Source organism: Hyphomicrobium sp., from assembly GCF_035548195.1.
Lineage (GTDB): Bacteria > Pseudomonadota > Alphaproteobacteria > Rhizobiales > Hyphomicrobiaceae > Hyphomicrobium_B.
Genome location: NZ_DASZTY010000033.1, coordinates 59,592 through 81,039, shown reverse-complemented (window position 1 = coordinate 81,039; position 21,448 = coordinate 59,592). Strand labels below are relative to the sequence as shown.

At 59.2% G+C, this 21,448-nt stretch carries 21 protein-coding genes; 13 read left to right on the top strand and 8 right to left on the bottom strand.

Annotated elements, in window-relative coordinates; genetic code table 11:
- Window positions 1–22: 22 nt before the first annotated feature.
- The 5 genes from hemW to rph are packed head-to-tail and all read right to left on the bottom strand — an operon-like array spanning window position 23 to window position 3,806.
- Window positions 23–1,327: a radical SAM family heme chaperone HemW gene (hemW, locus tag VHB22_RS12800; protein ID WP_325457408.1), complete on the bottom strand. Its 1,305-nt coding sequence runs from the start codon at window positions 1,325–1,327 to the stop codon at window positions 23–25.
- Entirely contained in the window at window positions 1,324–2,211 is an 888-nt protein-coding gene (gene rdgB / locus VHB22_RS12795) for an RdgB/HAM1 family non-canonical purine NTP pyrophosphatase (protein WP_325457364.1), read from the bottom strand. Before rdgB ends, hemW begins: the two co-directional genes overlap by 4 nt.
- Window positions 2,211–2,645: a VOC family protein gene (locus VHB22_RS12790; RefSeq protein ID WP_325457363.1), complete on the bottom strand. Its 435-nt coding sequence runs from the start codon at window positions 2,643–2,645 to the stop codon at window positions 2,211–2,213. The genes rdgB and VHB22_RS12790 overlap by 1 nt, the downstream gene beginning before the upstream one ends.
- A complete protein-coding gene (locus tag VHB22_RS12785; RefSeq protein ID WP_325457362.1) occupies window positions 2,630–3,070 on the bottom strand; it encodes a DUF1772 domain-containing protein in 441 nt (146 codons plus the stop codon). The genes VHB22_RS12790 and VHB22_RS12785 overlap by 16 nt, the downstream gene beginning before the upstream one ends.
- A gap of 22 nt (window positions 3,071–3,092) precedes the next feature.
- Window positions 3,093–3,806: a ribonuclease PH gene (gene rph, locus VHB22_RS12780; RefSeq protein WP_325457361.1), complete on the bottom strand. Its 714-nt coding sequence runs from the start codon at window positions 3,804–3,806 to the stop codon at window positions 3,093–3,095.
- A gap of 131 nt (window positions 3,807–3,937) precedes the next feature.
- Here rph and hrcA point away from each other — a divergent pair, with 131 nt between their 5' ends.
- From hrcA to VHB22_RS12730, 10 genes are all read left to right on the top strand, one after another.
- Window positions 3,938–5,023 carry a heat-inducible transcriptional repressor HrcA gene (gene hrcA, locus VHB22_RS12775; protein ID WP_325457360.1) on the top strand — a complete coding sequence of 362 codons (1,086 nt, stop codon included), beginning with the start codon at window positions 3,938–3,940 and terminating at the stop codon, window positions 5,021–5,023.
- Window positions 5,024–5,149: 126 nt separating this feature from the next.
- Window positions 5,150–5,770 carry a nucleotide exchange factor GrpE gene (gene grpE, locus VHB22_RS12770; protein WP_325457359.1) on the top strand — a complete coding sequence of 207 codons (621 nt, stop codon included), beginning with the start codon at window positions 5,150–5,152 and terminating at the stop codon, window positions 5,768–5,770.
- A 371-nt stretch (window positions 5,771–6,141) separates the two neighbouring features.
- Window positions 6,142–8,073, top strand: coding sequence for a molecular chaperone DnaK (dnaK, locus tag VHB22_RS12765; protein ID WP_325457358.1), 1,932 nt, complete (start codon window positions 6,142–6,144; stop codon window positions 8,071–8,073).
- Window positions 8,074–8,226: 153 nt separating this feature from the next.
- Window positions 8,227–9,375, top strand: coding sequence for a molecular chaperone DnaJ (gene dnaJ / locus VHB22_RS12760; protein ID WP_325457357.1), 1,149 nt, complete (start codon window positions 8,227–8,229; stop codon window positions 9,373–9,375).
- Between the two features lie 101 nt (window positions 9,376–9,476).
- Window positions 9,477–10,079, top strand: coding sequence for an NAD(P)H-dependent oxidoreductase (locus tag VHB22_RS12755; RefSeq protein WP_325457356.1), 603 nt, complete (start codon window positions 9,477–9,479; stop codon window positions 10,077–10,079).
- A 196-nt stretch (window positions 10,080–10,275) separates the two neighbouring features.
- Window positions 10,276–11,097: an orotidine-5'-phosphate decarboxylase gene (gene pyrF / locus VHB22_RS12750; RefSeq protein WP_325457355.1), complete on the top strand. Its 822-nt coding sequence runs from the start codon at window positions 10,276–10,278 to the stop codon at window positions 11,095–11,097.
- Window positions 11,098–11,231: 134 nt separating this feature from the next.
- Window positions 11,232–12,254, top strand: coding sequence for a murein L,D-transpeptidase family protein (locus tag VHB22_RS12745; RefSeq protein ID WP_325457354.1), 1,023 nt, complete (start codon window positions 11,232–11,234; stop codon window positions 12,252–12,254).
- 100 nt (window positions 12,255–12,354) lie between these two features.
- The gene (locus tag VHB22_RS12740; RefSeq protein WP_325457353.1) at window positions 12,355–12,642 is read left to right on the top strand and encodes a DUF1330 domain-containing protein; all 288 of its coding nucleotides are present in this window, start codon (window positions 12,355–12,357) and stop codon (window positions 12,640–12,642) included.
- 162 nt (window positions 12,643–12,804) lie between these two features.
- On the top strand, window positions 12,805–13,536 hold the full coding sequence (gene trmD, locus VHB22_RS12735; protein WP_325457352.1) for a tRNA (guanosine(37)-N1)-methyltransferase TrmD: 732 nt from the start codon (window positions 12,805–12,807) through the stop codon (window positions 13,534–13,536).
- A gap of 145 nt (window positions 13,537–13,681) precedes the next feature.
- Complete coding sequence (locus VHB22_RS12730) at window positions 13,682–15,373, top strand: L,D-transpeptidase family protein (protein ID WP_325457351.1); 1,692 nt, start codon at window positions 13,682–13,684, stop codon at window positions 15,371–15,373.
- Window positions 15,374–15,614: 241 nt separating this feature from the next.
- Here the strand turns inward: VHB22_RS12730 and VHB22_RS12725 are convergent, their stop codons facing one another.
- Complete coding sequence (locus tag VHB22_RS12725; protein WP_325457350.1) at window positions 15,615–15,992, bottom strand: hypothetical protein; 378 nt, start codon at window positions 15,990–15,992, stop codon at window positions 15,615–15,617.
- A 305-nt stretch (window positions 15,993–16,297) separates the two neighbouring features.
- Here VHB22_RS12725 and rplS point away from each other — a divergent pair, with 305 nt between their 5' ends.
- Entirely contained in the window at window positions 16,298–17,002 is a 705-nt protein-coding gene (gene rplS / locus VHB22_RS12720; protein WP_325457349.1) for a 50S ribosomal protein L19, read from the top strand.
- 153 nt (window positions 17,003–17,155) lie between these two features.
- Here the strand turns inward: rplS and VHB22_RS12715 are convergent, their stop codons facing one another.
- Window positions 17,156–18,277, bottom strand: a complete 1,122-nt coding sequence (locus VHB22_RS12715; RefSeq protein ID WP_325457348.1) for an OmpA family protein — start codon at window positions 18,275–18,277, stop codon at window positions 17,156–17,158.
- A 133-nt stretch (window positions 18,278–18,410) separates the two neighbouring features.
- Between VHB22_RS12715 and map the strand changes: the two genes are divergently transcribed.
- Entirely contained in the window at window positions 18,411–19,244 is an 834-nt protein-coding gene (map, locus tag VHB22_RS12710) for a type I methionyl aminopeptidase (RefSeq protein ID WP_325457347.1), read from the top strand.
- Window positions 19,245–19,258: 14 nt separating this feature from the next.
- Window positions 19,259–20,029 (top strand): RadC family protein, encoded by a 771-nt coding sequence (gene radC, locus VHB22_RS12705; protein WP_325457346.1) that lies wholly within the window; start codon window positions 19,259–19,261, stop codon window positions 20,027–20,029.
- Here radC and VHB22_RS12700 read toward each other — a convergent pair.
- Window positions 20,026–21,411, bottom strand: coding sequence for an MFS transporter (locus VHB22_RS12700; protein ID WP_414652742.1), 1,386 nt, complete (start codon window positions 21,409–21,411; stop codon window positions 20,026–20,028). The two genes, radC and VHB22_RS12700, sit on opposite strands and share 4 nt — an antisense overlap.
- Window positions 21,412–21,448 lie beyond the last annotated feature (37 nt).

The following is a 21,448-nucleotide window of genomic DNA, read 5'->3' as shown; positions in this document are numbered from 1 at the left end:
TAAATGGCGCTCGGGGCATTGTCTATGCGGCGGCGGGAACGAGACCGTCTGAGAGCTTGGCGACAACAGCGTTCAAGACGAGCCTGCCAGGGCGCGTTGCGCGCAGCCTGCGAGGTACGTCAGCGGGAACGACGGGCGTCTCGGGCACGAGCCCTGGCCCGGCGCAGGCGCGGATCAAATCGGCGGCGTCAGGATCCGACGCGGATAGAGAATTCGCTGGAATACCTGCAAACTCCGCCCACTCCAGCAAGCCGAGTGCGACAAGCTCCGCGATAATATGTGGATCGAGCCGCATTCTACCGAGCGCGACCAGGTGATCGAGATCGACGCCCTCGCTGAGACGCAATCCCATCAACAGCATTTCATCGGCCTGCTCGGCAAGCGTTAGCTCCGCCACCTCCATAAAACCATTGCCGGCCGCCTCGACGCGGTCCGCCCACGCCTCCGGATTCCGCTCCGTCGCCGTCGCGCGACGCGTGCCTCCAGCAACGATCCGCCCATGCGCTCCGGGCCCGATGCCCGCATATTCGCCATAGCGCCAATAAAGAAGATTGTGCCGGCTCTCCGCTCCAGCGCGCGCATAGTTCGAAACCTCATAAGCCGTGAGGCCATGCGTAGCCGTCAGTTCGTCCGTAATTTCATAAAGCACCCGCGCTGACTCATCGTCCGGAACGACAAGCTTCCCGGCCGCATGGAGCGCGGCATAGGCGGTGTCCGGCTCGATCGTCAGTTGATAGAGCGAGAGGTGATCGCCCGCGAGCGCCAGCGCCTCGGCGAGTTCCACGCGCCAGGCATCCGCCGTCTGTTTCGGCCGCGCATAGATCAGATCGAACGAAAAGCGATCGAACGTCGAACGCGCAATATCGAGCGCCGCCTTTGCTTCGGCGACCGTATGAATGCGTCCGAGCTTGCGAAGTTCATCGTCCCTCAGCGACTGCACGCCAATCGAAGCGCGATTAACGCCGGCCGCACGGAAACCGCGAAAGCGCGCCGCCTCGACACTATTTGGATTGGCCTCAAGTGTGATCTCGGCATCGGCCGTTATACCCCAACGCTTCGAGATATGATCGAGGATGGCAGCCGTCGTGGCGGGCTTCATCAGCGACGGCGTACCGCCGCCGAAGAAGATGCTCGTGACGCTACGCGCACCGATAAAATCCGCAACCCAATCGATCTCGCGTTTATAAGCCGCCAGAAATCGCGCCTCGTCCCAACCGCCGAAGCGCACGTGACTGTTGAAATCGCAGTACGGACATTTTTGCGCGCAGAACGGCCAGTGCACGTAAACGCCGAATGCGGGCTCGGATTTGATTGAAACCTCTCTCATCGGTTTTTCACGCTCGCCGCCAGCAGCGCTTTCGCCAATTGCCGCCATGCGGGTTCTTCCGATGCAGGTGCGTCCTTAAGCTGAAGCTCTAGCGCATCGAGATAATCTTCGAGCGTCACGTTTACCCATTCGGGCCTGTTCGCTTTCAGATCGGCCTTCAAATGCGTAACAAACGCCGCCGCTTCAAGCTTGGTCGAAAGACTCGCGGCTGCGGCGGAAAGCGCGGCAATATCGCGGCCTCGCGCCGGTCGCTCATCGACATTCACCGGCTGCAAATGCTCAAGCGTCGATGCTTTGAATACAGCGAATGCCCGCGTCCGGTGTGAAATCGCATACTTCTCGGCAGGCTCCATTTCGCCGAACGTCTGCTCCGCGCCTTCCGGCACGAACATCGGATCATAACCGAACCCATTGCCGCCGCGCGGCGGCCAGACGAGATGCCCGAAAACTTTGCCTTCGAAAATGCGCGTATCGCCATCCGGCCACGCGAGGCAAAGCACGGAAATGAAATTTGCTTTCGGCGGCTCGCCCCACCCGCCGCGAGTCGTAATCTCATCGGCGACCTTTTTCATCGCGACGCTGAAGTCTTTCCCAGGACCGGCCCAGCGCGCCGAGTAGACGCCGGGGGCACCATCGAGACAATCGACCTCAAGCCCCGAGTCATCCGCCAAAGCAGGCAACCCCGAACCGGCCGCCGCCGCAATCGCCTTGAGGCGTGCATTGCCCTGGAATGTCGTCTCGGTTTCTTCTGGCTCGGAAAGCCCGAGTTCTCCTGCCGAAACCGCATTGAGCCCGTAAGGCGCCAGCAGCTGGTTGATCTCCCAGACTTTGCCGGGATTATGGCTCGCCACGACGAGTTTCGTCCCTTTCGTCAGCGACTGCATTACGAAAGCCCCCAGATGCGCGGCTCCGCAAACTCGATGCAGTTTCCCGCCGGATCGCGGAAATAAATCGATCGCCCGCCGCTCGGCCACGCAAAGTCGGCTTCGATATCGACGCCCGCCCGCACAAGCTTCGCACGCCATTCAGCAATCCCGTCAGCCGACGCACGAAAGCAGACGTGTCCCTCGCCCTCCATGCCGTGCGGCGGGACGGGAAGCGTTCCCGGCTTCGGTGGCTGTTGGGTCGCGTCGGGATTGAAAATCAGAAGCATTTGCCCTTCACAACGAAAGAAAACGTGCCTCCCGGGAACGGAAGCGACCGATTCGAGCCCCAGCACGCGTTCGTAGAAATCTGCGACAGTAGCGAGGTCGCGCGCATAGAGAACGGTTTCCAGGATCGAAAGCGTATCCGCAGCCCTATCTACACCAGAAGCCATACGAATATCCCGGTGGCGACGAGGCCAAGCGTCGTCCGCACGGCGTGCATACGACCCCACTTCTCAAGCTCGATGCGTGCGGCAGGTAAGCTCGCAGCCAAACCGACCCGATCAACCGGTGCCTCGCCGAGCATCCGGTTCGTCGGCATGATCCAGATGAATGTGTACGGCCAATTGGCAAATAGCACGATCGCCCCAAGCAGCCAGAGCGCATCGCCCGTCACGAGCCATTCGAGAACGCCGAGCACCGAGCCGATGAGTGCCAGAGTCGCCTGCATCGCGGCGGCGCGCGGATAGCTGACTTGCCAATGCGCCAGCGCCGCGGCGTCGTTAAGCGCAAGGCGCGCCGGATGCTCCGCGACGCTCACGTAAAGCGCCGCTCCGGCAAACATCGCAGCGGCCAGCAGTGCGAACTCTCCAAACATTGCTCGTCACCCGAGCGCTTGATTACGCAACAGTCAGTTTCTGCAATTGAACAAGTTCCGCGATGCCTTTCTTGGCAAGGATCATCAATTCGCCAAAGCGTTCTTCGGTGAACGGCGTCGTCTCGGCCGTTCCTTGCACCTCGACGATACCGCCCGTCCCGGTCATCACGAAATTAGAATCGGCATCCGCATTGCTGTCTTCGGCATAGTCGAGATCGAGCACCGGCTCGCCCTTATAAATCCCGCACGATACCGCCGCGATGTGATCGCGCAACACCGCATCCTTCACCATGTCGCGCATTTTCATCCATTGGATGCAATCATGAAGAGCAACCCAGGCTCCTGTGATCGCCGCGGTGCGCGTCCCGCCGTCGGCCTGAATGACGTCGCAATCCACCGTAATTTGACGTTCGCCGAGTTTCGGCAAATCGACCACCGCGCGAAGCGCCCGGCCGATCAATCGTTGAATTTCTTGCGTCCGTCCGGAGGGATGGCCGCTCGTCACTTCGCGCCGCGACCGTTCATGCGTCGAACGCGGCAACATCGCGTATTCGGCAGTGACCCAGCCCCGGCCCTGACCCTTAAGCCAAGGCGGAAGACGTTCCTCTAGGCTCGCCGTGCAGAGCACATGCGTATCGCCGAATTTGATCAGACAGGAGCCTTCGGCATGCTTGGACACCGCACGCTCGATGGAAACGCGGCGCAGCTCATCGGGCTTGCGTTTGGAAGGTCGCATATTGTTCCTGAAAACCTTATGATGTCATTGGAGGCTAAAGAAGTCGCCCAGGCCCTTCAACCCTAAAGCCGGAAACCTCGCAAGTCGATTTGACGAAAACGACTTCTATTTCATAGACTCCGGGCGTGAAAATGGACGATCAAATCCTGACCGCAGCTCTGCTTGACGGCAAAAGCCGGTTGCAGCAGCTCAATGAGCGGTCCCGCACGATCCTGAGGCGCATCGTCGAGAGCTATCTCGCGACAGGCGAGCCCGTGGGCTCGCGCAACCTGGCCCGCGCCCTGCCGATAAGCCTGTCGCCCGCATCCATCCGCAACGTGATGTCGGACTTGGAGCATCTTGGTCTGATCGTCTCTCCTCACACATCTGCCGGGCGCCTGCCGACTCAGCTCGGATTACGGATGTTCGTCGACGGATTGTTGGAGGTCGGCGACGTGACGCCTGAAGAGCGCCGTCAGATCGAGGCTCAGATTGCCTACCGCCGCGATAAATCCGTCGATCAGCTCCTCAGCGAAGCCAGCGAGCTGATTTCCGGCCTGTGCCACTGTGCCGGCGTCGTACTGGCTGAGAAGCAAGTTGCGCGCCTCCGCCATATTGAATTTGTGCCGCTCGAACCGGGCCGAGGCCTCGTTGTCCTCGTCGACGAAGACCAGAATGTCGAAAATCGTATCATCAAGCTCCCGGACGGCTTGCCGCCGTCTGCGCTTCAGGAAGCCTCGAACTTTCTGAATACCCACATTCGCGGCATGACCCTCACCGAAGCAAAAGCCGAGTTGCAGAAGTCGCTTGAGGCGGCCAAGGCCGAGCTCAATCAGTTGGCGCAAAAAGTCATCCACGCAGGACTTGCGGAATGGTCCGGCGTAGGAGACGACCGCAAGAGCCTGATTGTCCGCGGCCAAAGCAATTTGCTGAAAGACGTTACCGCCGCCGAAGATCTGGAACGTATACGCCAGCTGTTCGACGACTTCGAAACAAAGCAGGACATCGTCGAGCTTCTCGGTGCCTCCGACAAAGCGGAAGGCGTCCGCATCTTCATCGGTTCGGAAAACAAGCTGTTTTCGCTCTCCGGATCATCGTTGATCGTTGCACCTTTTCGGGACGAAACCCGCCACGTCGTCGGCGTACTCGGTGTCATCGGGCCGACCCGTCTCAACTATGCCCGCATCATTCCGATGGTCGATTATACAGCGAAACTTGTAAGCCGGCTCATTCCCTGATGCTATCAAGCCCCAAGCAGGCGACGTGCTTTTGAACCGCCTTGATTTTTAGCCCGGCGCAGCCGATATCCCCTGACCCGTTCGTGTCCCGCATCGGGACCCTTTCAATCCCAAGCGAAGAGAAACATGAGCGACGATAAAAAGCCGATGGAAGAGCAGACGTCTCCGCTGCCGATGCCCGAAGACGGCGAGGTTTTACCGGAGCAACTCAAAGCGATGATTGCCGCGCTCCAGGGCGAGCTCGAAGCAAAATCGACTGAGCTTGCCGCCAAGCAGGATCAGTATCTGCGCGCAGTTGCGGAGACAGAGAACGTACGACGCCGCCTGGAAAAAGAAAAAGAAGAAACGGCCAAGTACGCAATTTCCAAATTCGCAAAGGACATGCTGACCGTCGGCGACAATTTTCAACGCGCGATCGCCGCCGTTCCGAAGGAAGCGATCGAAACCGATCCGGCACTCAGAACGCTGCTTGATGGCGTGATCCTGGCCGAGCGCGACTATCGGGGCGCGCTCGAAAGGCATGGCATCGTCGTCATCGACCCAGTCGGCCAACCCTTCAATCCGCATCATCATCAGGCGGTGATGGAACAGGAGAACGCCGATGTTCCCGCCGGGACCGTTCTGCAAGTCTTTCAAGTTGGTTACTTGATCGAGGATCGTTGCCTGCGTCCCGCTATGGTCGTCGTCTCGAAGGGCGGTCCGAAAGCGGCGAAGCAGGACACGCCTGAGGCTCCGCCGGCCGCCTGAGATTCACGCCCTGTTGCACTCGCTGGAGCAATTTCGGGAACTGCGACCTCTTTTCGCGAGAAATTCCTGGTGGCGACCCAGAGTCGCCTCGCCATCGCACAGATAGCTTCGAATCCGATCAATTCTTCGGAAATGGCCCGAAATCGAACGCGTTTGGGATCGACAGTGCTGGCGCCGCGAAACAGAGTGGCCTTAAAGTTGATTTCAAGCAGGCCGTTAAGCCGTTGCACGCCGAAAACAGCGCCTTATATAACCGTCGGTCACACCATTGAAATCCTGGGGACCGGTGCTTTGAGCCCCTCGTGGGCCGGCACGCTGGATGCCAAAACAGGGTCCACCCGGTCTGCCGCAACTGAGAAGGATTGACGAGAATGTCTAAAGTTATCGGGATCGACCTCGGCACGACCAACTCGTGCGTCGCCGTCATGGAAGGCGGGAAACCCAAGGTCCTTGAGAATTCCGAGGGCACGAACACAACGCCCTCCATTGTTGCATTTACCGCCGATGACGAGCGCCTCGTTGGCTTGCCCGCCAAGCGTCAGGCCGTCACCAACCCCACCAATACGTTCTTTGCGATCAAGCGCCTCATCGGCCGCCGCTTCGATGACCCCGAAGTCGAAAAGGACCTGAAGCTGGTCCCATACAAGATCGTCAAAGGCACGAATGGCGATGCCTGGGTCGAAAGCCACGGCAAGCAATATTCGCCGCAGCAGATTTCCGCCTTCATCCTTCAGAAGATGAAGGAAACGGCCGAGGCCAAACTCGGCGAAAAAGTTACGCAAGCCGTCATCACCGTCCCCGCCTACTTCAACGACGCCCAGCGCCAGGCAACCAAAGACGCCGGCAAGATCGCGGGCCTCGAAGTTCTCCGCATCATCAACGAGCCGACGGCCGCGGCACTGGCCTACGGACTCGATAAGAAGAAAGACGCCAAGACGATCGCCGTCTACGACCTTGGCGGCGGCACGTTCGACGTGTCGATCCTGGAAATTGGCGACGGCGTCTTCGAAGTGAAGTCGACGAACGGAGACACGCACCTCGGCGGCGAAGACTTTGACATGGTGCTCGTCAGCTACCTCGCCGACGAGTTCAAGAAGGAGCAGGGCATCGACCTTCGCTCCGACAAACTTGCACTCCAGCGCCTGAAGGAAGCCGCCGAGAAAGCCAAGATCGAGCTTTCAAGTGCGCCACAGACCGAAATCAACCTGCCGTTCATAACCGCAGATGCTTCGGGTCCGAAGCATCTAACGATGAAGCTGACGCGCGCCAAGCTCGAAAGCCTCGTTGAAGGCCTGATCAATCGCACCAAGGCACCATGTGAAAAGGCGCTGAAGGACGCGGGGCTCAAGGCTGCCGAAATCGACGAGGTCGTTCTCGTCGGCGGCATGACGCGCATGCCAAAAGTTCAGGAAGTCGTGAAACAGCTCTTCGGCAAGGAGCCGCACAAGGGCGTCAACCCCGATGAAGTCGTCGCAATCGGCGCTGCGATTCAGGGCGGCGTCCTCAAGGGCGAAGTCAAAGACGTTCTGTTGCTCGATGTCACTCCACTGTCGCTCGGCATCGAAACGCTCGGCGGCGTCTTCACGCGTCTGATCGACCGCAATACGACGATCCCGACGAAGAAGAGCCAGACCTTCTCAACCGCCGAAGATGGCCAGAACGCCGTCACCATCCGCGTCTTCCAGGGTGAGCGTGAAATGGCGGCCGACAATAAGATGCTCGGTCAGTTCGACCTGCTCGGCATCCCGCCGGCTCCGCGCGGCGTGCCGCAGATCGAGGTCACGTTCGACATCGACGCGAACGGCATCGTCCACGTCTCGGCGAAGGACAAGGCAACCGGCAAGGAGCAGTCAATCCGCATCCAGGCGTCCGGTGGTCTCTCGGATGCCGACATCGACAAAATGGTGAAGGACGCGGAATCGCATGCCGCCGAAGACAAGAAGCGGCGCGAGCTCGTCGAGCTTCGCAATCAGGCAGAGGCGCTGGTCCACGGTACGGAAAAATCGCTCAGCGAGAACGCATCGATCCCGGCAGTCGCTGCGATCAAGGATGAGGTCGAAAGCGCCATTGCTTCGGCCAAATCGGCAATCGCGGGCGAGGACGCCGAGGCAATCAAATCGGCAACAGCGGCTCTGACCCAGGTCGCGATGAAGATCGGCGAAGCCGTCTACACCGCCAAGGGCGGCGCTGAAGGCGTCGAAGGCGGAGAAGAAGCCTCCGGCGGCGACAAGCCTTCGGGCGGCGACGACGTCGTCGATGCCGATTTCGAAGAAGTCAAGGACGACCGCAAGAAGTCGGCATAACCGCCGATTAAGAGTTTATCGCCCCCGGGTCACTGCGACCTCCCTGCTATACGGGGGACGCAGGCGAGCCGGGGGCGAAAGAATGTAGTTGTTTATGCGATTGCACTCGCTTAGCCAGTTCATTTTGCAAACAGGTCACAGAACAGCGCACCCATGGCCAAGCGCGATTACTATGAAATTCTCGGCGTGAAGCGAAACGCGACCGAGCAGGAAGTCAAATCCGCCTATCGCAGACTCGCAAAAGAATACCATCCCGACCGCAACGCCGGCGACAAAGAGGCCGAGCGCCGCTTCAAGGAAGCGAACGAAGCCTACGAGGCATTGAAGGACCCCCAAAAGCGCGCGGCTTACGATCAGTTCGGCCACGCGGCATTTGAAGGTGGCATGGGCGGCCGCGGACCGGGCGGCTTCGGACCCGACTTTGCGTCCTCGATGTCCGACATCTTCGACGACCTGTTCGGCGAGTTCATGGGCGGGGGCCGACGCGGTCAGGGCCACGGCCGCACGGGTCGCGAGGCAGGTGCCGATCTCCGCTACAATCTCGAAATTACTTTGAGCGAAGCTTTTACGGGCAAGACCGCGCAAATTCGCGTTCCCGCCAGCGTCAAATGCGAAACCTGCACCGGCACCGGCGCCAAACCCGGCACAAAACCGAAGGTCTGCGCGACGTGCGGCGGCATGGGAAAAGTCCGCGCCAGCCAGGGCTTCTTCACGATCGAGCGAACCTGTCCCGCGTGTCAGGGACGCGGCGAGACAATCGACAATCCATGCCCCGACTGCGGCGGCGCGGGGCGCGTGCAAAAGGAACGGACGCTGTCGGTTAACATTCCCGCCGGTGTCGAGGACGGCACTCGAATACGGCTGGCGGGTGAAGGCGAAGCCGGCCTCCGAGGAGGCACACCCGGCGATCTCTACATTTTCCTCTCGATCAAGCCGCACGAATTCTTCCAGCGCGATGGCGCCGACGTCTTCTGCAAGGTTCCCATCTCGATGACGACGGCAGCTCTTGGCGGTCAGATCGAAGTGCCAACGCTCGAAGGCACCACGACGCGTGTCAAAATTCCAGAAGGCACCGAGAGCCGTAAGCAGTTCCGCCTGCGCGGCAAAGGCATGCCGGTTCTGCGCGCCAAGATGACAGGCGATATGTACATCGAGGTCGATGTCGAAACGCCGAAGAACCTCACCCGCCGTCAGCGCGAGCTGCTCGAAGAATTCGAGCGCGCCAGCCACAAAGAAACCAGCCCTGAGAGCGCCGGCTTTTTCTCGCGCGTCAAAGAATTCTTCGAAGGCAAAGCCGGTTAAGGAGCGCACCTTAGCCCCTATTCCCTAATGTCCGTTCCCTCATTAGGGTTCGGCGCCTTGATCATGACGACTTCCCTGCTTCGGATAATATTTGATTTCCAATGACCGATCCTGCCGCGCGACCCGATCCACGCCTGCTCTTCTTCGCCGGAAGTGCACGGCAAAATTCCTTCAATAAGCGCCTGGCGCGCCTCGGCGCCGCAATCGCCGAAGCAAACAGCATCCCATCGACATTCGCCGATCTCGCGGACTATCCGATGCCGCTTTATAACGGCGATCTTGAAGCGGCCGAGGGCCAGCCGGAGAACGCCCACAAGCTGAAAAATCTGATGAAGGCCCACACCGGCGTTTTCATCCTCAGCCCCGAATACAACGCCTCGTTTACGCCGCTTCTAAAGAACACGCTCGACTGGATCAGCCATATCCGCGACGAAGGCGAAGCGCCGATGGAAGTCTATCGAACGCGTGTCTTCGCACTCGGCTCCGCTTCCAACGGCGGCACAGGCGGATTGCGCGGCCTATCCCAACTACGGCTGGTTCTTGAGCTTGGCATCGGCGCGCTCGTTCTGCCCGATCAGTTTCTGCTCCCGCGCGCCGCCGACGCCTATGACGAGCACGGACATCTGAAAAACAAGGATCAACAGGAACAATTGAAGAGAGTAATTCAGAAGCTCGCCCGCGCCGCACGCGTCCTGCACGGGTAATTCCATGTTTATGGTTTGTTCGATGATGCAATTTCGATTCACCAACAAATAAATACTTTTCGTTCGGTTGCTGCTTCAAAGGTGATCATGCACAAAAGAGGCGCGCAACTTGATTCGCGCCGGCCGCGTATTTATAAGCCGCATCAAAGCAAGCGATTTTCGCGTTGCATGCTAAACTCCTAAATCGGTGGCAGCTATGGCATTTGATGCCTCGGGCGAGTCTGGATTCCAAGACTGGGTAGGCGACGTGCCTCACTTTCCCCAATCTCAAGCTCGTGAAGCTGAGGCAAAGAAAAAACTCGTCGTTGCTTTGGATAAGCCAACCGTTGATGAAGCTCGCAAGCTCATCAAACGTTTGGCCGGAAACGCTGGCGTATTCAAAATAGGGTTAGAACTCGTGATGAGCGAAGGTGGGCTCAAGCTGGCTCGCGACCTTCGCGCGGACGGCCACGAAGTTTTTCTCGATATGAAGCTGCTCGATATCGGGAATACGATCAAAAAAGCCGTAGCCAATGTGGCGAGAAGCAAATTTAATTTTCTGACCGTTCACGGCAAAAATCGAAAAGCACTTGACGCTGCCGTCGCAGGCAGGCTGCAGGCGTTGGATGATGGCGCCCCGGACACTCTCAAATTGCTGGCGGTCACTGTACTCACAGATCAAAGTCAAGACGATTTGCTCGAAGAAGGACTCGCTGGTTGGTCTCCATTAGATCTTGCGGTACACCGCGCAAAAATGGCGGACGCTGCAGGCTTTGATGGGGTAATAGCCTCGGGTCGCGAAGCTGAGGCTATTCGAGCAGCCACCCGTAAAGGTTTTATAATCAAAGTTCCGGGTGTTCGACCGGTGGGCTATGCCGCCGAAGGTCAAACACGATCCGTGACTCCGGCAGAAGCTATCAAAGCAGGCGCTGACTACGTTGTGGTCGGTCGACCCATTTATAATGCCGAACACCCGGCCGATGTTGCCAAACAAATCATAGACGAGATTGCTCAGGCACTAGCGGACAACCGCTTCTAACGGCGATGCTGCCACATCCTCGCCGTGCTCTTTCCATGTTGAGCCCACACGCGCCGTATACCGGGAATTAACCGTCCATCGGGTTAGGTTAACGCCGCCCGGAGGCCAGGTTTAGGCGGGGTTCAAAGGCAGTTATGCGTTGGTGTTTCCTAGAGCGCGGGTGCGTGCTCGCTGCGGCTCTATTCGTTGTTCTGGCGCTGTCCGCGCCGAGGCTGACGCAGGCTGGAGAAGCCGACGCCGAGAAGCCGCTTCCCCCGACCACCGAAGCCGCTCTCATCATGAAAGACATCCTGCCCGAAGCGCCGGTCTACATCCGCGTCTTCAAGGAAGAATCCGAGCTTGAAGTCTGGAAGGCGCGCACGAACGGACGTTATGCGCTGATCAAGACGTTTCCCGTCTGCAACTGGGGCGGCACGCTCGGCCCGAAACAGACGCAGGGTGATAGCATGTCTCCTGAGGGCTTCTATCGCGTGACGCTCGGCGCTCTGAAACCCGACAGCAAATATCACCTCGCGTTCAACATCGGTTATCCGAACGCACTTGACCGCGCGCTTGGACGAACCGGCGCCTACATCATGGTGCATGGCGATTGCCGCAGCGTCGGCTGCTTTGCAATGTCGGATAAGCTGATTGAGGAAATCTATGCCTTCGTGCGGGATGCGTTGGCCTCCGGCGAATCTTCGGTGCCGATCCACATCTTTCCGTTCCGCATGACGGCTGCGAACATGAAGCGCCACGCCGGCAACCCCGCGCGCAGCACTTGGGGGCCGTTAAAACAGGCTTACGATGATTTCAGAGAAACGCGCGAGCCGCCGAAAATCGGCATGTGCAGTAAGCGCTATGTCGTTAATTCGCTTACCCCTATCGGCATGGACCCGTATGCGCCGTGCCCACCCGTGATCGGCAAACGCCTTGCACCCTTGTCGCCGCGTTTAGCAAAGCGTCTCGTCAAAAACGATCCCGATCTCGAAGCGCAAGGCAAGAAGATGAAGTACGTTTTGCAAGCAAAGGCAAACGCTGATTTCTTGTCGAGCTTTGCCTGGACGACAGGATCGACCGACACGACCAAGCGCACGGTCGCTCAGAACCAAACCCGGACGCCACGTCCGAGCAGCGACGCCAGCCTCGGCGCCGTCAGACCGATCCTCGATCCTTAACGATGCCCGAACACTTCGTCGTCCTGAACGCAGGTTGCGAAAGCTGCCTCGGTCCGGCTATGCCTCGCTGTTGAACACTAGGCCAATTAGAGAGACCGCAATGCCAAAGGGATACGTCATCGCTCACGCCACCGTCACCGATCCGGAGAAATGGGCCGCCTACGTCGCCAAGTCGAAAATCGCGCTCGATAAATACGAAGGCAAACCGATTGTCCGAGGCGGTCGCAGCGAAGTCGTCGAAGGTAATGGCACGCAGCGCAATGTCGTGCTCGAATTTCCGAGCTACGAGCACGCCCACGGTTACGCAACATCTCCGGAGTATGCTGAAGCGAAAGCGCTACGCCAGGGCGCGGGCGCGATCGACATTACCGTCGTCGAAGGCGTTTGACGCGCCACGGCAGATACGCACTCGATTTGTTGCCTTTGCTGTCATCCTCGGGCTTGTCCCGAGGATCCATCAATCCTCATATGGAGGCGTTTGCTGCTGAATGGATCCTCGGCATAAAGCCAAGGATGACAACGCCGAAGTTTAAAGCGAAACGCCAACCCGATGCCCCACCTCCCGACGAGCGACGGACGACAGCCGTGGCGCGCACATGTGCTGACACTGTTTCCGGAAGCATTTCCCGGACCGCTCGGTGTCTCACTGGCGGCACAGGCGCGTAACGCCCGAATTTGGTCGCTCGATACGACCCAGCTTCGCGATTTCGGGCTCGGCAAACATCGCCAGGTCGACGATACGCCCGCAGGCGGTGGCGCAGGTATGGTGCTTCGTGCCGATGTGCTCGGTCCCGCCCTCGACCACGCACAAAATCTCAATCCCGAAGCGCCGTTGATCTACCTATCCCCGCGAGGAACGCCCCTGACGCAGGGTCTTGCCCGCGATCTTGCACAGGGTCCCGGCGTCACACTCCTGGCGGGCCGCTTCGAAGGCATCGACGAGCGCGTCATCGCCGCCAAAGGGCTGAAGGAAATCTCGATCGGAGATTATGTCCTCGCGGGGGGCGAGGTCGCGGCAATGGTGCTGATCGAAGCGTGCGTCCGGCTTCTGCCCGGTGTCGTCGGCACGTCCGAAAGCCTCACCACCGAAAGCTTCGAGATGGGGCTCCTTGAATACCCTCAATTCACGAAACCTCGCGATTGGGACGGCCGCTCGATCCCCGACGTTCTGCTCTCCGGCGATCATAAGAAAATCGAGACTTGGCGGCGCGAGCAGTCGGAACGCCTGACCGCCGACCGAAGGCCCGATCTGCTACGCTCGCGTGGCCAAAAGCCCACGTAGGGCCAAGCGATCCGGCGCTTCGCCTTTGCATGGTCAGGATTTCCTGGGCAAATAGGCCAGAGGGAAAGATTCGCGTCGTCAGCGGTGGACGCCACGAACGCGATGAAGCAGCGTGAACGTGCGCGTGACCGATCGGAACAGGGCGATGGGGAACTTCAAAGGCATTCTGTTCGGCGTGGCAGCGACGTTGGCAATCACGCAGCCAGTCCTGGCAAACCCGCCAATCCCAACCGCTCCGGATGCGCCCGTGTCGCCAGCGCCGCCTGCCGACTCCGCTACAGCGTCGCCGACGGTCACTGATTCGCGGGCCGCCGCCCCGGAAACACCGAAAGCCTCCAGCACGGCCGCCGTACCGTCGACATCATCCGACGATCCGGTGCTCGCCGCTGTCCGAACCAAACTTGAAGCAGAGCAGCCGGCCGACGACGAGTACGACCGCAAAGACCAAACCACACTCAAGAACTTCTACGACGAGCGCCACGGCGAAGCCCTCTGGGTAACTGCAACCGGTGTCAAACCCGAAGCAAAGACGCTCGCATCGGAAATCGAGAACGCTAACGCTTACGGTCTCGACGCTCGCGACTTCAAATTGCCGAAGCTCGAAAACGGCGCCCTCGCCGCGACGGACACCGATTCGCTCGCCGACGCCGAAATCCAATATTCGACCGCTGCGCTTCTTTACGTCCGCTACGCGCGCGGCGGCCGCATTCCCGATCCGTCGGACCAATTGACCACCGAGTTCGATCGCCGCCCGCAATGGATCGAACCGGCCGTCGCCATCAAAGCACTCGCCGACACGCACGAGCCCGACGCCTATCTTCGCAGCATTGAGCCGCAACACGCCCAATTCGAAAAGCTGCGCCAATTCTATATCAAGATGCTGCCGAAAGACGGCAATCTCGCAAAGCTCAGCCCCGCCGCGAAGCGCTTGCGCGCCAATATGGAGATGTGGCGTTGGATGTGGCTGGATATGGGCGATTTCTACGTCCTCAACAACATCCCCGAGTTCATGCAGTACGTCTATAAGGACGGAAAGATCGTTCGCTCGGCAAAGATCGTCGCGGGCCAGCTCGATAAGCAATCGACGATCTTCTCCCGGCCGTTGAAATACGTAGTGCTCCGCCCGATGTGGCGAGTCCCCGAAAGCATCATGGTCAACGAACTATGGCCGAGCCTGATCCGCGGCGGAGCGTTGATGCGCCAGTATGGACTTCAACTCGAAACCAAGAGCGGCAAACGCGTCAACTGGCGCAACTACAATTGGGCGACGACGGACATCCGCAACTTCATCGTGATCCAGCCGCCCGGTCCCAAAAGTGTGCTCGGCCGTGTGAAATTCTCATTCCCAAGCCAGCATACGATCTTCATGCATGACACGCCGGACAAATGGATGTTCCGCCCCGCGCAACGCACCCTCAGCCATGGCTGCTTGCGCGTGCAAAATCCAATGCAGCTCGCGGAAATGATTCTGAAAGAAGACAAAGGCTGGGACACGGCCAAGGTCCTCGACCTTGATCGTCACGGCCCGCTCAACAACGAGATTCCGATCACGAAGGAGATCCCCATCCATCTCGTCTACTTCACAGCCTGGGTGGGGGATAACGGCAAGCTCAAAACCTTCCGTGACGTCTACGGCCACGAGAAGCGCATCACGCTCGCCCTTGACGGCAAGTGGTCGAAGATCAAGAAGGGCCACGACCATCTGGCGCCGGTTAAGCCCGACTTCAATCCGGCAGCGATGGCCGCGCGTGTGCAAAGCCGGAATGAAGAGGTTGCGCCCTCCGCGCAGAAAAGCGCGACGCTCAGCGACATCATCGGCAGCGCTTTCGGGCTCTGAATCCGCTCGCCCCGACGCCGCGATCAAAATTTCAGCAGCTTATAATTGAACCGTGGATAACTCGATTTTTGCTGGGGACAGGCATGCGCCAAGAATGCTCAGTTGCTTGTGCATGAATGTTGCTTTTTGATTTTGAGAAAGTGAGTAATTGCTATGGCACAGAATGAGAAAACATCTGCACGCGTTAGCGCCATCGCTTCGCGGGCCCTGCAGAACCCTCAATCCGTAAATGCCGATGAGATTAAAGAACTCGCTGCGTCCGTACTGACGCAATCGGGCGACCACCAGAATAAGTCGCAGAATTTCCAGAGTCAGCAAAATCAGGCTGGCCAACAGAATCAACAGAAACGGTAACCGCTTCCTCTTCCGTCAGCTTCTCAACCGAGAGGACGCAGCGTGTCGGGATCGCCATGATACCGCTCGCCTGCGCTCTCTCGGGATTTTCGAGATCGCCGACGTTCTGGCAAACGACCATGACGTCCACAGTGTCCTTCACCAGCCAACCGACCGTCGCGACTTCGACCGGACGAGCGTCGGGCAAGGATGAAAGATATCGCCACTGGCCGCACGGCTGCCGGCTATCCAGCCAGCGAACGATGACAAGCGGGCAATGAGCCATTCCGCAGCCTCCGAAGCGATTCGTGTAGAATCATAGCAGACTCAACCGCCTTAAGTCGCACCCCGCCGCGAGTCAGGACCAGCCTGTTGCATTCGCACCGATCGCGGCAGCGACAACAAAGACCGGCGCCCGGCGCCCATTGCTGCGGTTCTCCCTCGACAACCGGCCCGTCTTCGCGTATCACGCCGCGCAACGATAACTCCCCTCAAACGGGTGGCCCTATCCAAGGGCTTGCATGACCGGCTCGGCCGCTCTGCCGCCAGCTGATCCTCTGCGTCATCAAAAAACGAAACGGAATCAATAAGATGAACATTATCCAACAGCTCGAACGTGAGCAGATGGACGCCATCCTTTCGAAGCGCGGCGTTCCCGAATTCGGCCCCGGCGACACCGTTAAGGTCAAGGTCAAGGTCATCGAGGCCGCCGAAGCCGACCCCAAGGACAAAAAGAAGAAGGTCGAGAAAGAGCCGACCGTTCGCTTCCAGAATTACGAAGGCGTCGTGATTGCCCGCTCGGGCGCTGGCCTCAACGAAAACTTCACCGTCCGCAAGATTTCTTACGGCGAAGGTGTCGAGCGCGTCTTCCCGGTCTATTCCCCTTATATCGCCGAGATCGAAGTGTTGCGCCGGGGCAAGGTCCGCCGCGCGAAGCTTTATTATCTCCGCGGACGTCGCGGTAAGGCCGCACGCATCTTCGAGCGCACCGATGCGCGCGCACGCCGTCTCAACGCAGCGTGGAAGGGCTTTAAGAAGCCGAAGGGCGAACCCGATGACCTGACGCAGATCAAGGGCATCGACGTCGATCTGCAGAACCGTCTGAAGCAGCTCAACTGCTACAAGATCGAGCAGATCGCCAACTTGTCGGACGAGGACATCGCCAACATCGACGAAACCTTGAACCTCAAGGGTGCAATCGAAAAGCAGGACTGGATCGGACAGGCCCAGCGCCTCGTCGCAGAGCTTGCCGCTGCGGAAGTCCCGGCTGAAGGTGCCGAGGAAGCCAAGGAATAAGGTGCCGCACAGTTTGCTATCAGCGCAAAACGCCGGACCGCAAGTCCGGCGTTTTTCTTTGCATCGCCGCCCCGATGGGAAAGAGCAGTACGTTCCAAACAAAAAGCGGCGACCTTCCGGCCGCCGCTTTGAGCGCTCACACGAGCCTCTTATTTATTGTCCCGATACAACAAGCTCAATGCGCCGGTTTTCCCGCCGCCCATCCGCTGTGTTGTTGTCTCCGATGGGCTTATCTGGCCCGTAACCCGCCGACCTCACCTTGGAAGATTCAACGCCCTCCGACATCAGGAAGTCGGCAACTTTCTTCGCACGAAGCTCCGACAGCACCTTGTTGCTTTCGTCGCTGCCAACGTTGTCGGTGTAGCCTTGGACTTTGACCGACGCACCGCTGCAATCCTTTAGACTTTTGGCAAACGTCGATAGAGCTGCGCGATCAGCCCGCGAAAGAGCGGCGCTGTCTTCGGCGAAATGCACCTTAACGGCTTTAGCCGCGTTCGACAGAGCAGCGACACAGGCAGCCGCATTGGAGGACGAGCCCGCGGCCGGCGCCTCCGCTGCGTTGTAATCGGGATTCATCTTCGCAGGTTCGGCCCAAGCTGGATTGCTCGGTGCTTCGCTGCCTCCATAGTACTCGGTTGTCGCCTTGCCGCCCGTTGGAGGCGGCGGCGCCTCTTCAGCTGCAGGTGCGGAAGGAGCTTCAGTCGAAGCGTTGCTGGGCTCGGAAGCAGGCGCCGAAGACTCATCCTTGGTATAATCCGGATTCATCTTTGCCGGTGCGTCCCACGCAGGCGGGCTCGAACTCTCGCCGGTTCCATAATATTCCGTTGTAGCCTTCCCACCCGTCGGAGGCGGAGTGGAGTCATCGGCCGTCTGCTCTGGCGTAGCCGGAGTTTCGGCGTTGTCTCCCGAAGGTGCCGCTTGCTCGTTGCCGCCGGTCGCTGCCGGTTCGCTCGACTCATCCGTTGTATAATCAGGATTCATCTTGGCCGGAGCGGCCCACGCCGGAGTCGAATCCGACGACGTCGCGGAGTCGGCTGCGGCGGCATTGCCTTGAGCTTGCACCCCAGAGGGTTCGTCCGGCTTGTAATCCGGATTCATCTTCGCTGGAGCAGCCCATGCCGGCGTCTCGTTATCGGCGATGAGAATGGATCCAGCGTCATGGAGACCCGGCACCTCGACCATTGGCCCTGCATGCACTATATCGATACTGGAAAGCTGAAATATCAAACCGACGCTAAAGAGCCCTCCAAGAAGTGGGGCGCGGCAGTGGATCATCGATTTCCTCCTATGGTCACCCGGCGCCCTTACCAGAAGCGCTCTTTTTGCAACGGGATGTTTTCGCATAAACGCAGGATATTTTGGCATTAAATCGTAGTTTGAGCCATATAGGTTCCGCACTCGGAGCAACATGTCGAACGTTGAAGTAAACAAGGGCGCGAGCCGCGACGGCAAAATCCCGCTGCACAATGACGAAGCGTTTGCTGCAATGCGCAAAGCGGGACGCCTCGCCGCCGAAGCGCTTGATATGCTCGTGCCGATCGTGAAGCCGGGAGTAACGACCAGTGAGATCGACGATCGCATTTTAGCCTTTGCGCTCGATCACGGCGCATTGCCCGCGACGCTGAACTATCGTGGTTACCGGTATTCGACATGCACCTCGATCAACCATGTCGTCTGTCACGGTATGCCCAACAACAAACCGTTGCGGACCGGCGACATCGTCAACATTGATGTGACGCTGATCGTCGATGGCTGGCACGGCGACACGAGCCGCATGTACCCGGTGGGGGAAGTGTCGCGTCGCGCTGAGCGTTTGATGGACGTCACCTACCAAGCGCTGATGCGCGGCATTGCAGTGGTAAAGCCAGGCAACACCACGGGCGACATTGGCGCCGCAATACAAAGGTTCGCCGAGTCCGAACGCTGCAGCGTCGTGCGCGACTTCTGCGGCCACGGCCTTGGACGCGTCTTCCACGACCGGCCAAATGTTCTGCACTACGGCGAACCCGGAGAGGGCGTCATCCTTGAACCGGGGATGCTGTTCACCATCGAGCCGATGATCAACCTCGGCAAGCCGCACGTCAAAATTCTTGCCGACGGCTGGACCGCGGTCACCCGCGACCGCGAGCTTTCTGCCCAGTTCGAGCACACGGTCGGCGTGACGGAGACGGGCTGCGAAATCTTTACATCCTCGCCCCTGGGTTTGGACTTTCCGCCCTATCGCCTCTCTGAAGCGGCCTGAGCCGGAGCCAACCGATGTCGCGCTCCAAAGGATCTGGCGACGATCGGTTGAGTGCCGAAGAGCAGGGCGGGCTATTCGTAAACCCGGTCAAAGCGAAGCTGGGGCCTGACAAGCCGGACGATAAAGCCGGACATCGCCAGCGTCTGCGCGACCGTTTCTCGAACGGCGGCGCCGATGCCGTGCCGGACTACGAACTTCTCGAAATGATCCTTTACCGCGCCTTTCCGCGCATAGACACCAAGCCGGTCGCAAAGCGTCTGCTCGCGCGTTTCGGTTCATTCGCCGAGGTCATCGCAGCGCCACCCGACCGGCTGAAAGAAGTCGAGGGCGTCGGCACCCGTGCGGTTCAAGAACTGAAACTGATAAAAACCGCCGCCGAACGTTTGACTAAGGGTCAAATCCAATCGCGGCCCGCGCTGTCATCATGGAACAGCGTGCTCGATTACTTGCGGCTTGCCCAAGGCTTCGAAGACCGCGAGCACTTCCGCATCCTGTTTTTGGATAAAAAGAATCACCTCATTGCCGATGAGGTGCAAGGGCGGGGAACCGTCGACCATACGCCTGTCTATGTGCGCGAGGTCGTGAAGCGCGCGCTGGAATTGGCGGCAACGGCAATTATCCTCGTGCACAACCATCCATCGGGCGACCCGACGCCGTCGCGCGCCGACATCGAAGTGACGAAGCAGATCATTGATGCCGCGAAGCCGTTGGGCGTCACCGTGCACGACCACATCGTCGTCGGCCGCAACGGCCACGCAAGCCTAAGATCGCTCAGGCTGATTTAGTCTCCTTCCGTGCCAATCGCCCCGCGTGTATCGCGCATCAATGCGTAGACGATGAGCGATACGGCAATGCAGCCCGTCACATACCAATAGAAATCCGTCTCGCGGCCCGCCTGCTTGAGCCAGAGCGCGACGTATTCCGCGGTGCCACCGAAGATCGCAACCGTCAAAGCATAGGGCAACCCGACGCCCAGCGCGCGGACCGATGTCGGAAACAGCTCCGCTTTCACGACAGCGTTGATTGCCGTGTAACACGACACGATCGCCAACCCGGCCACGATCAGCGCGAATGCAGCCCATGGATCCCGCACCGTCTGTAGTGCGGACAACAACGGAACCGTGCAAAGGACGCCGAGAACGCCGAACGCAATGAGCACTGGCCGCCGCCCAACCCGGTCCGATATCGCACCGACCACCGGCTGCATGAGCATGTAGACAAACAGCGCCGACGCCGAAATCAAAGTCGCCGTGTCTTTCGAGAATCCGGAGGTATTGACCAGAAACTTCTGCATGTACGTCGTGTACGTATAGAATGCGAGCGTGCCGCCGAGCGTCAGGCCGACGACAATACCGACCTCCTTCGGATGCATGAGAAGCGATCGCAATGAGCCGTCGCGCCGCTTGGCATGGCGAAAGGCTTCCGTCTCGTAGAGATCGCGCCGCATCGCGTAAGCGATGACCGACAGCAGCGCGCCGATAGCAAACGGAATGCGCCAACCCCAGGCCTCAAGCTCCGCTGATGTCAGCACGAACGTCTGCAGCACAACAAGCACCAGAATCGCGGTCAGCTGCCCCCCGATCAGCGTCACATACTGAAAGCTCGAATAGAAACCGCGATGATCGGCGGTCGCCATCTCCGAGAGGTACGTCGCGCTCGTCCCGTATTCGCCTCCAAGACTGAGACCTTGAATGAGGCGCGCCAGAAGGAGAAGGATCGGAGCCGCAATCCCTATGCTCTGGTAAACAGGCATCAGCGCCACCATCGCCGATCCAAAGCACATCAAAAGCACCGACGCCGTCAAAGCCACCCGCCGCCCGTGCCGGTCAGCCGTACGCCCGAAAAACCACGCGCCGATCGGGCGCATCAGAAATCCGACGGCGAAAATTGCCGCCGTGTTCAGAAGTTGTGCCGTCTGATCGCCCTCGGGAAAAAAAGCTTTGGCGAAATAAAGCGAGAAGGCTGAGTAGACGTAGAAATCGTACCACTCGACCAGATTGCCCGATGACCCGACGAGAATAGCCTTAATTCGCTCAGACATGCCGAGCGTCGACACAGAATTCGGGTCCTGCACGCTAATTTTCCCTCGATTTCTCCGCAGACTAACACGCCACCGGTAATATTCGGCCGAAAATGCCCGTATTGCCGCAACAAGCAGCCCCGACATTGACGTTCCCGTCCCGGCTCCCCTAATTATCAGCCCT

What these genes read in the sequence shown, in the direction of transcription:
- hemW (WP_325457408.1), bottom strand. Translation starts at nt 1,327, where the DNA reads ATGAGAGAGGTTTCAATCAAATCCGAGCCCGCATTCGGCGTTTACGTG.
- rdgB (WP_325457364.1), bottom strand. Translation starts at nt 2,211, where the DNA reads ATGCAGTCGCTGACGAAAGGGACGAAACTCGTCGTGGCGAGCCATAAT.
- VHB22_RS12790 (WP_325457363.1), bottom strand. Translation starts at nt 2,645, where the DNA reads ATGGCTTCTGGTGTAGATAGGGCTGCGGATACGCTTTCGATCCTGGAA.
- VHB22_RS12785 (WP_325457362.1), bottom strand. Translation starts at nt 3,070, where the DNA reads ATGTTTGGAGAGTTCGCACTGCTGGCCGCTGCGATGTTTGCCGGAGCG.
- rph (WP_325457361.1), bottom strand. Translation starts at nt 3,806, where the DNA reads ATGCGACCTTCCAAACGCAAGCCCGATGAGCTGCGCCGCGTTTCCATC.
- hrcA (WP_325457360.1), top strand. Translation starts at nt 3,938, where the DNA reads ATGGACGATCAAATCCTGACCGCAGCTCTGCTTGACGGCAAAAGCCGG.
- grpE (WP_325457359.1), top strand. Translation starts at nt 5,150, where the DNA reads ATGAGCGACGATAAAAAGCCGATGGAAGAGCAGACGTCTCCGCTGCCG.
- dnaK (WP_325457358.1), top strand. Translation starts at nt 6,142, where the DNA reads ATGTCTAAAGTTATCGGGATCGACCTCGGCACGACCAACTCGTGCGTC.
- dnaJ (WP_325457357.1), top strand. Translation starts at nt 8,227, where the DNA reads ATGGCCAAGCGCGATTACTATGAAATTCTCGGCGTGAAGCGAAACGCG.
- VHB22_RS12755 (WP_325457356.1), top strand. Translation starts at nt 9,477, where the DNA reads ATGACCGATCCTGCCGCGCGACCCGATCCACGCCTGCTCTTCTTCGCC.
- pyrF (WP_325457355.1), top strand. Translation starts at nt 10,276, where the DNA reads ATGGCATTTGATGCCTCGGGCGAGTCTGGATTCCAAGACTGGGTAGGC.
- VHB22_RS12745 (WP_325457354.1), top strand. Translation starts at nt 11,232, where the DNA reads ATGCGTTGGTGTTTCCTAGAGCGCGGGTGCGTGCTCGCTGCGGCTCTA.
- VHB22_RS12740 (WP_325457353.1), top strand. Translation starts at nt 12,355, where the DNA reads ATGCCAAAGGGATACGTCATCGCTCACGCCACCGTCACCGATCCGGAG.
- trmD (WP_325457352.1), top strand. Translation starts at nt 12,805, where the DNA reads ATGCCCCACCTCCCGACGAGCGACGGACGACAGCCGTGGCGCGCACAT.
- VHB22_RS12730 (WP_325457351.1), top strand. Translation starts at nt 13,682, where the DNA reads ATGGGGAACTTCAAAGGCATTCTGTTCGGCGTGGCAGCGACGTTGGCA.
- VHB22_RS12725 (WP_325457350.1), bottom strand. Translation starts at nt 15,992, where the DNA reads ATGGCTCATTGCCCGCTTGTCATCGTTCGCTGGCTGGATAGCCGGCAG.
- rplS (WP_325457349.1), top strand. Translation starts at nt 16,298, where the DNA reads ATGAACATTATCCAACAGCTCGAACGTGAGCAGATGGACGCCATCCTT.
- VHB22_RS12715 (WP_325457348.1), bottom strand. Translation starts at nt 18,277, where the DNA reads ATGATCCACTGCCGCGCCCCACTTCTTGGAGGGCTCTTTAGCGTCGGT.
- map (WP_325457347.1), top strand. Translation starts at nt 18,411, where the DNA reads ATGTCGAACGTTGAAGTAAACAAGGGCGCGAGCCGCGACGGCAAAATC.
- radC (WP_325457346.1), top strand. Translation starts at nt 19,259, where the DNA reads ATGTCGCGCTCCAAAGGATCTGGCGACGATCGGTTGAGTGCCGAAGAG.
- VHB22_RS12700 (WP_414652742.1), bottom strand. Translation starts at nt 21,411, where the DNA reads ATGTCGGGGCTGCTTGTTGCGGCAATACGGGCATTTTCGGCCGAATAT.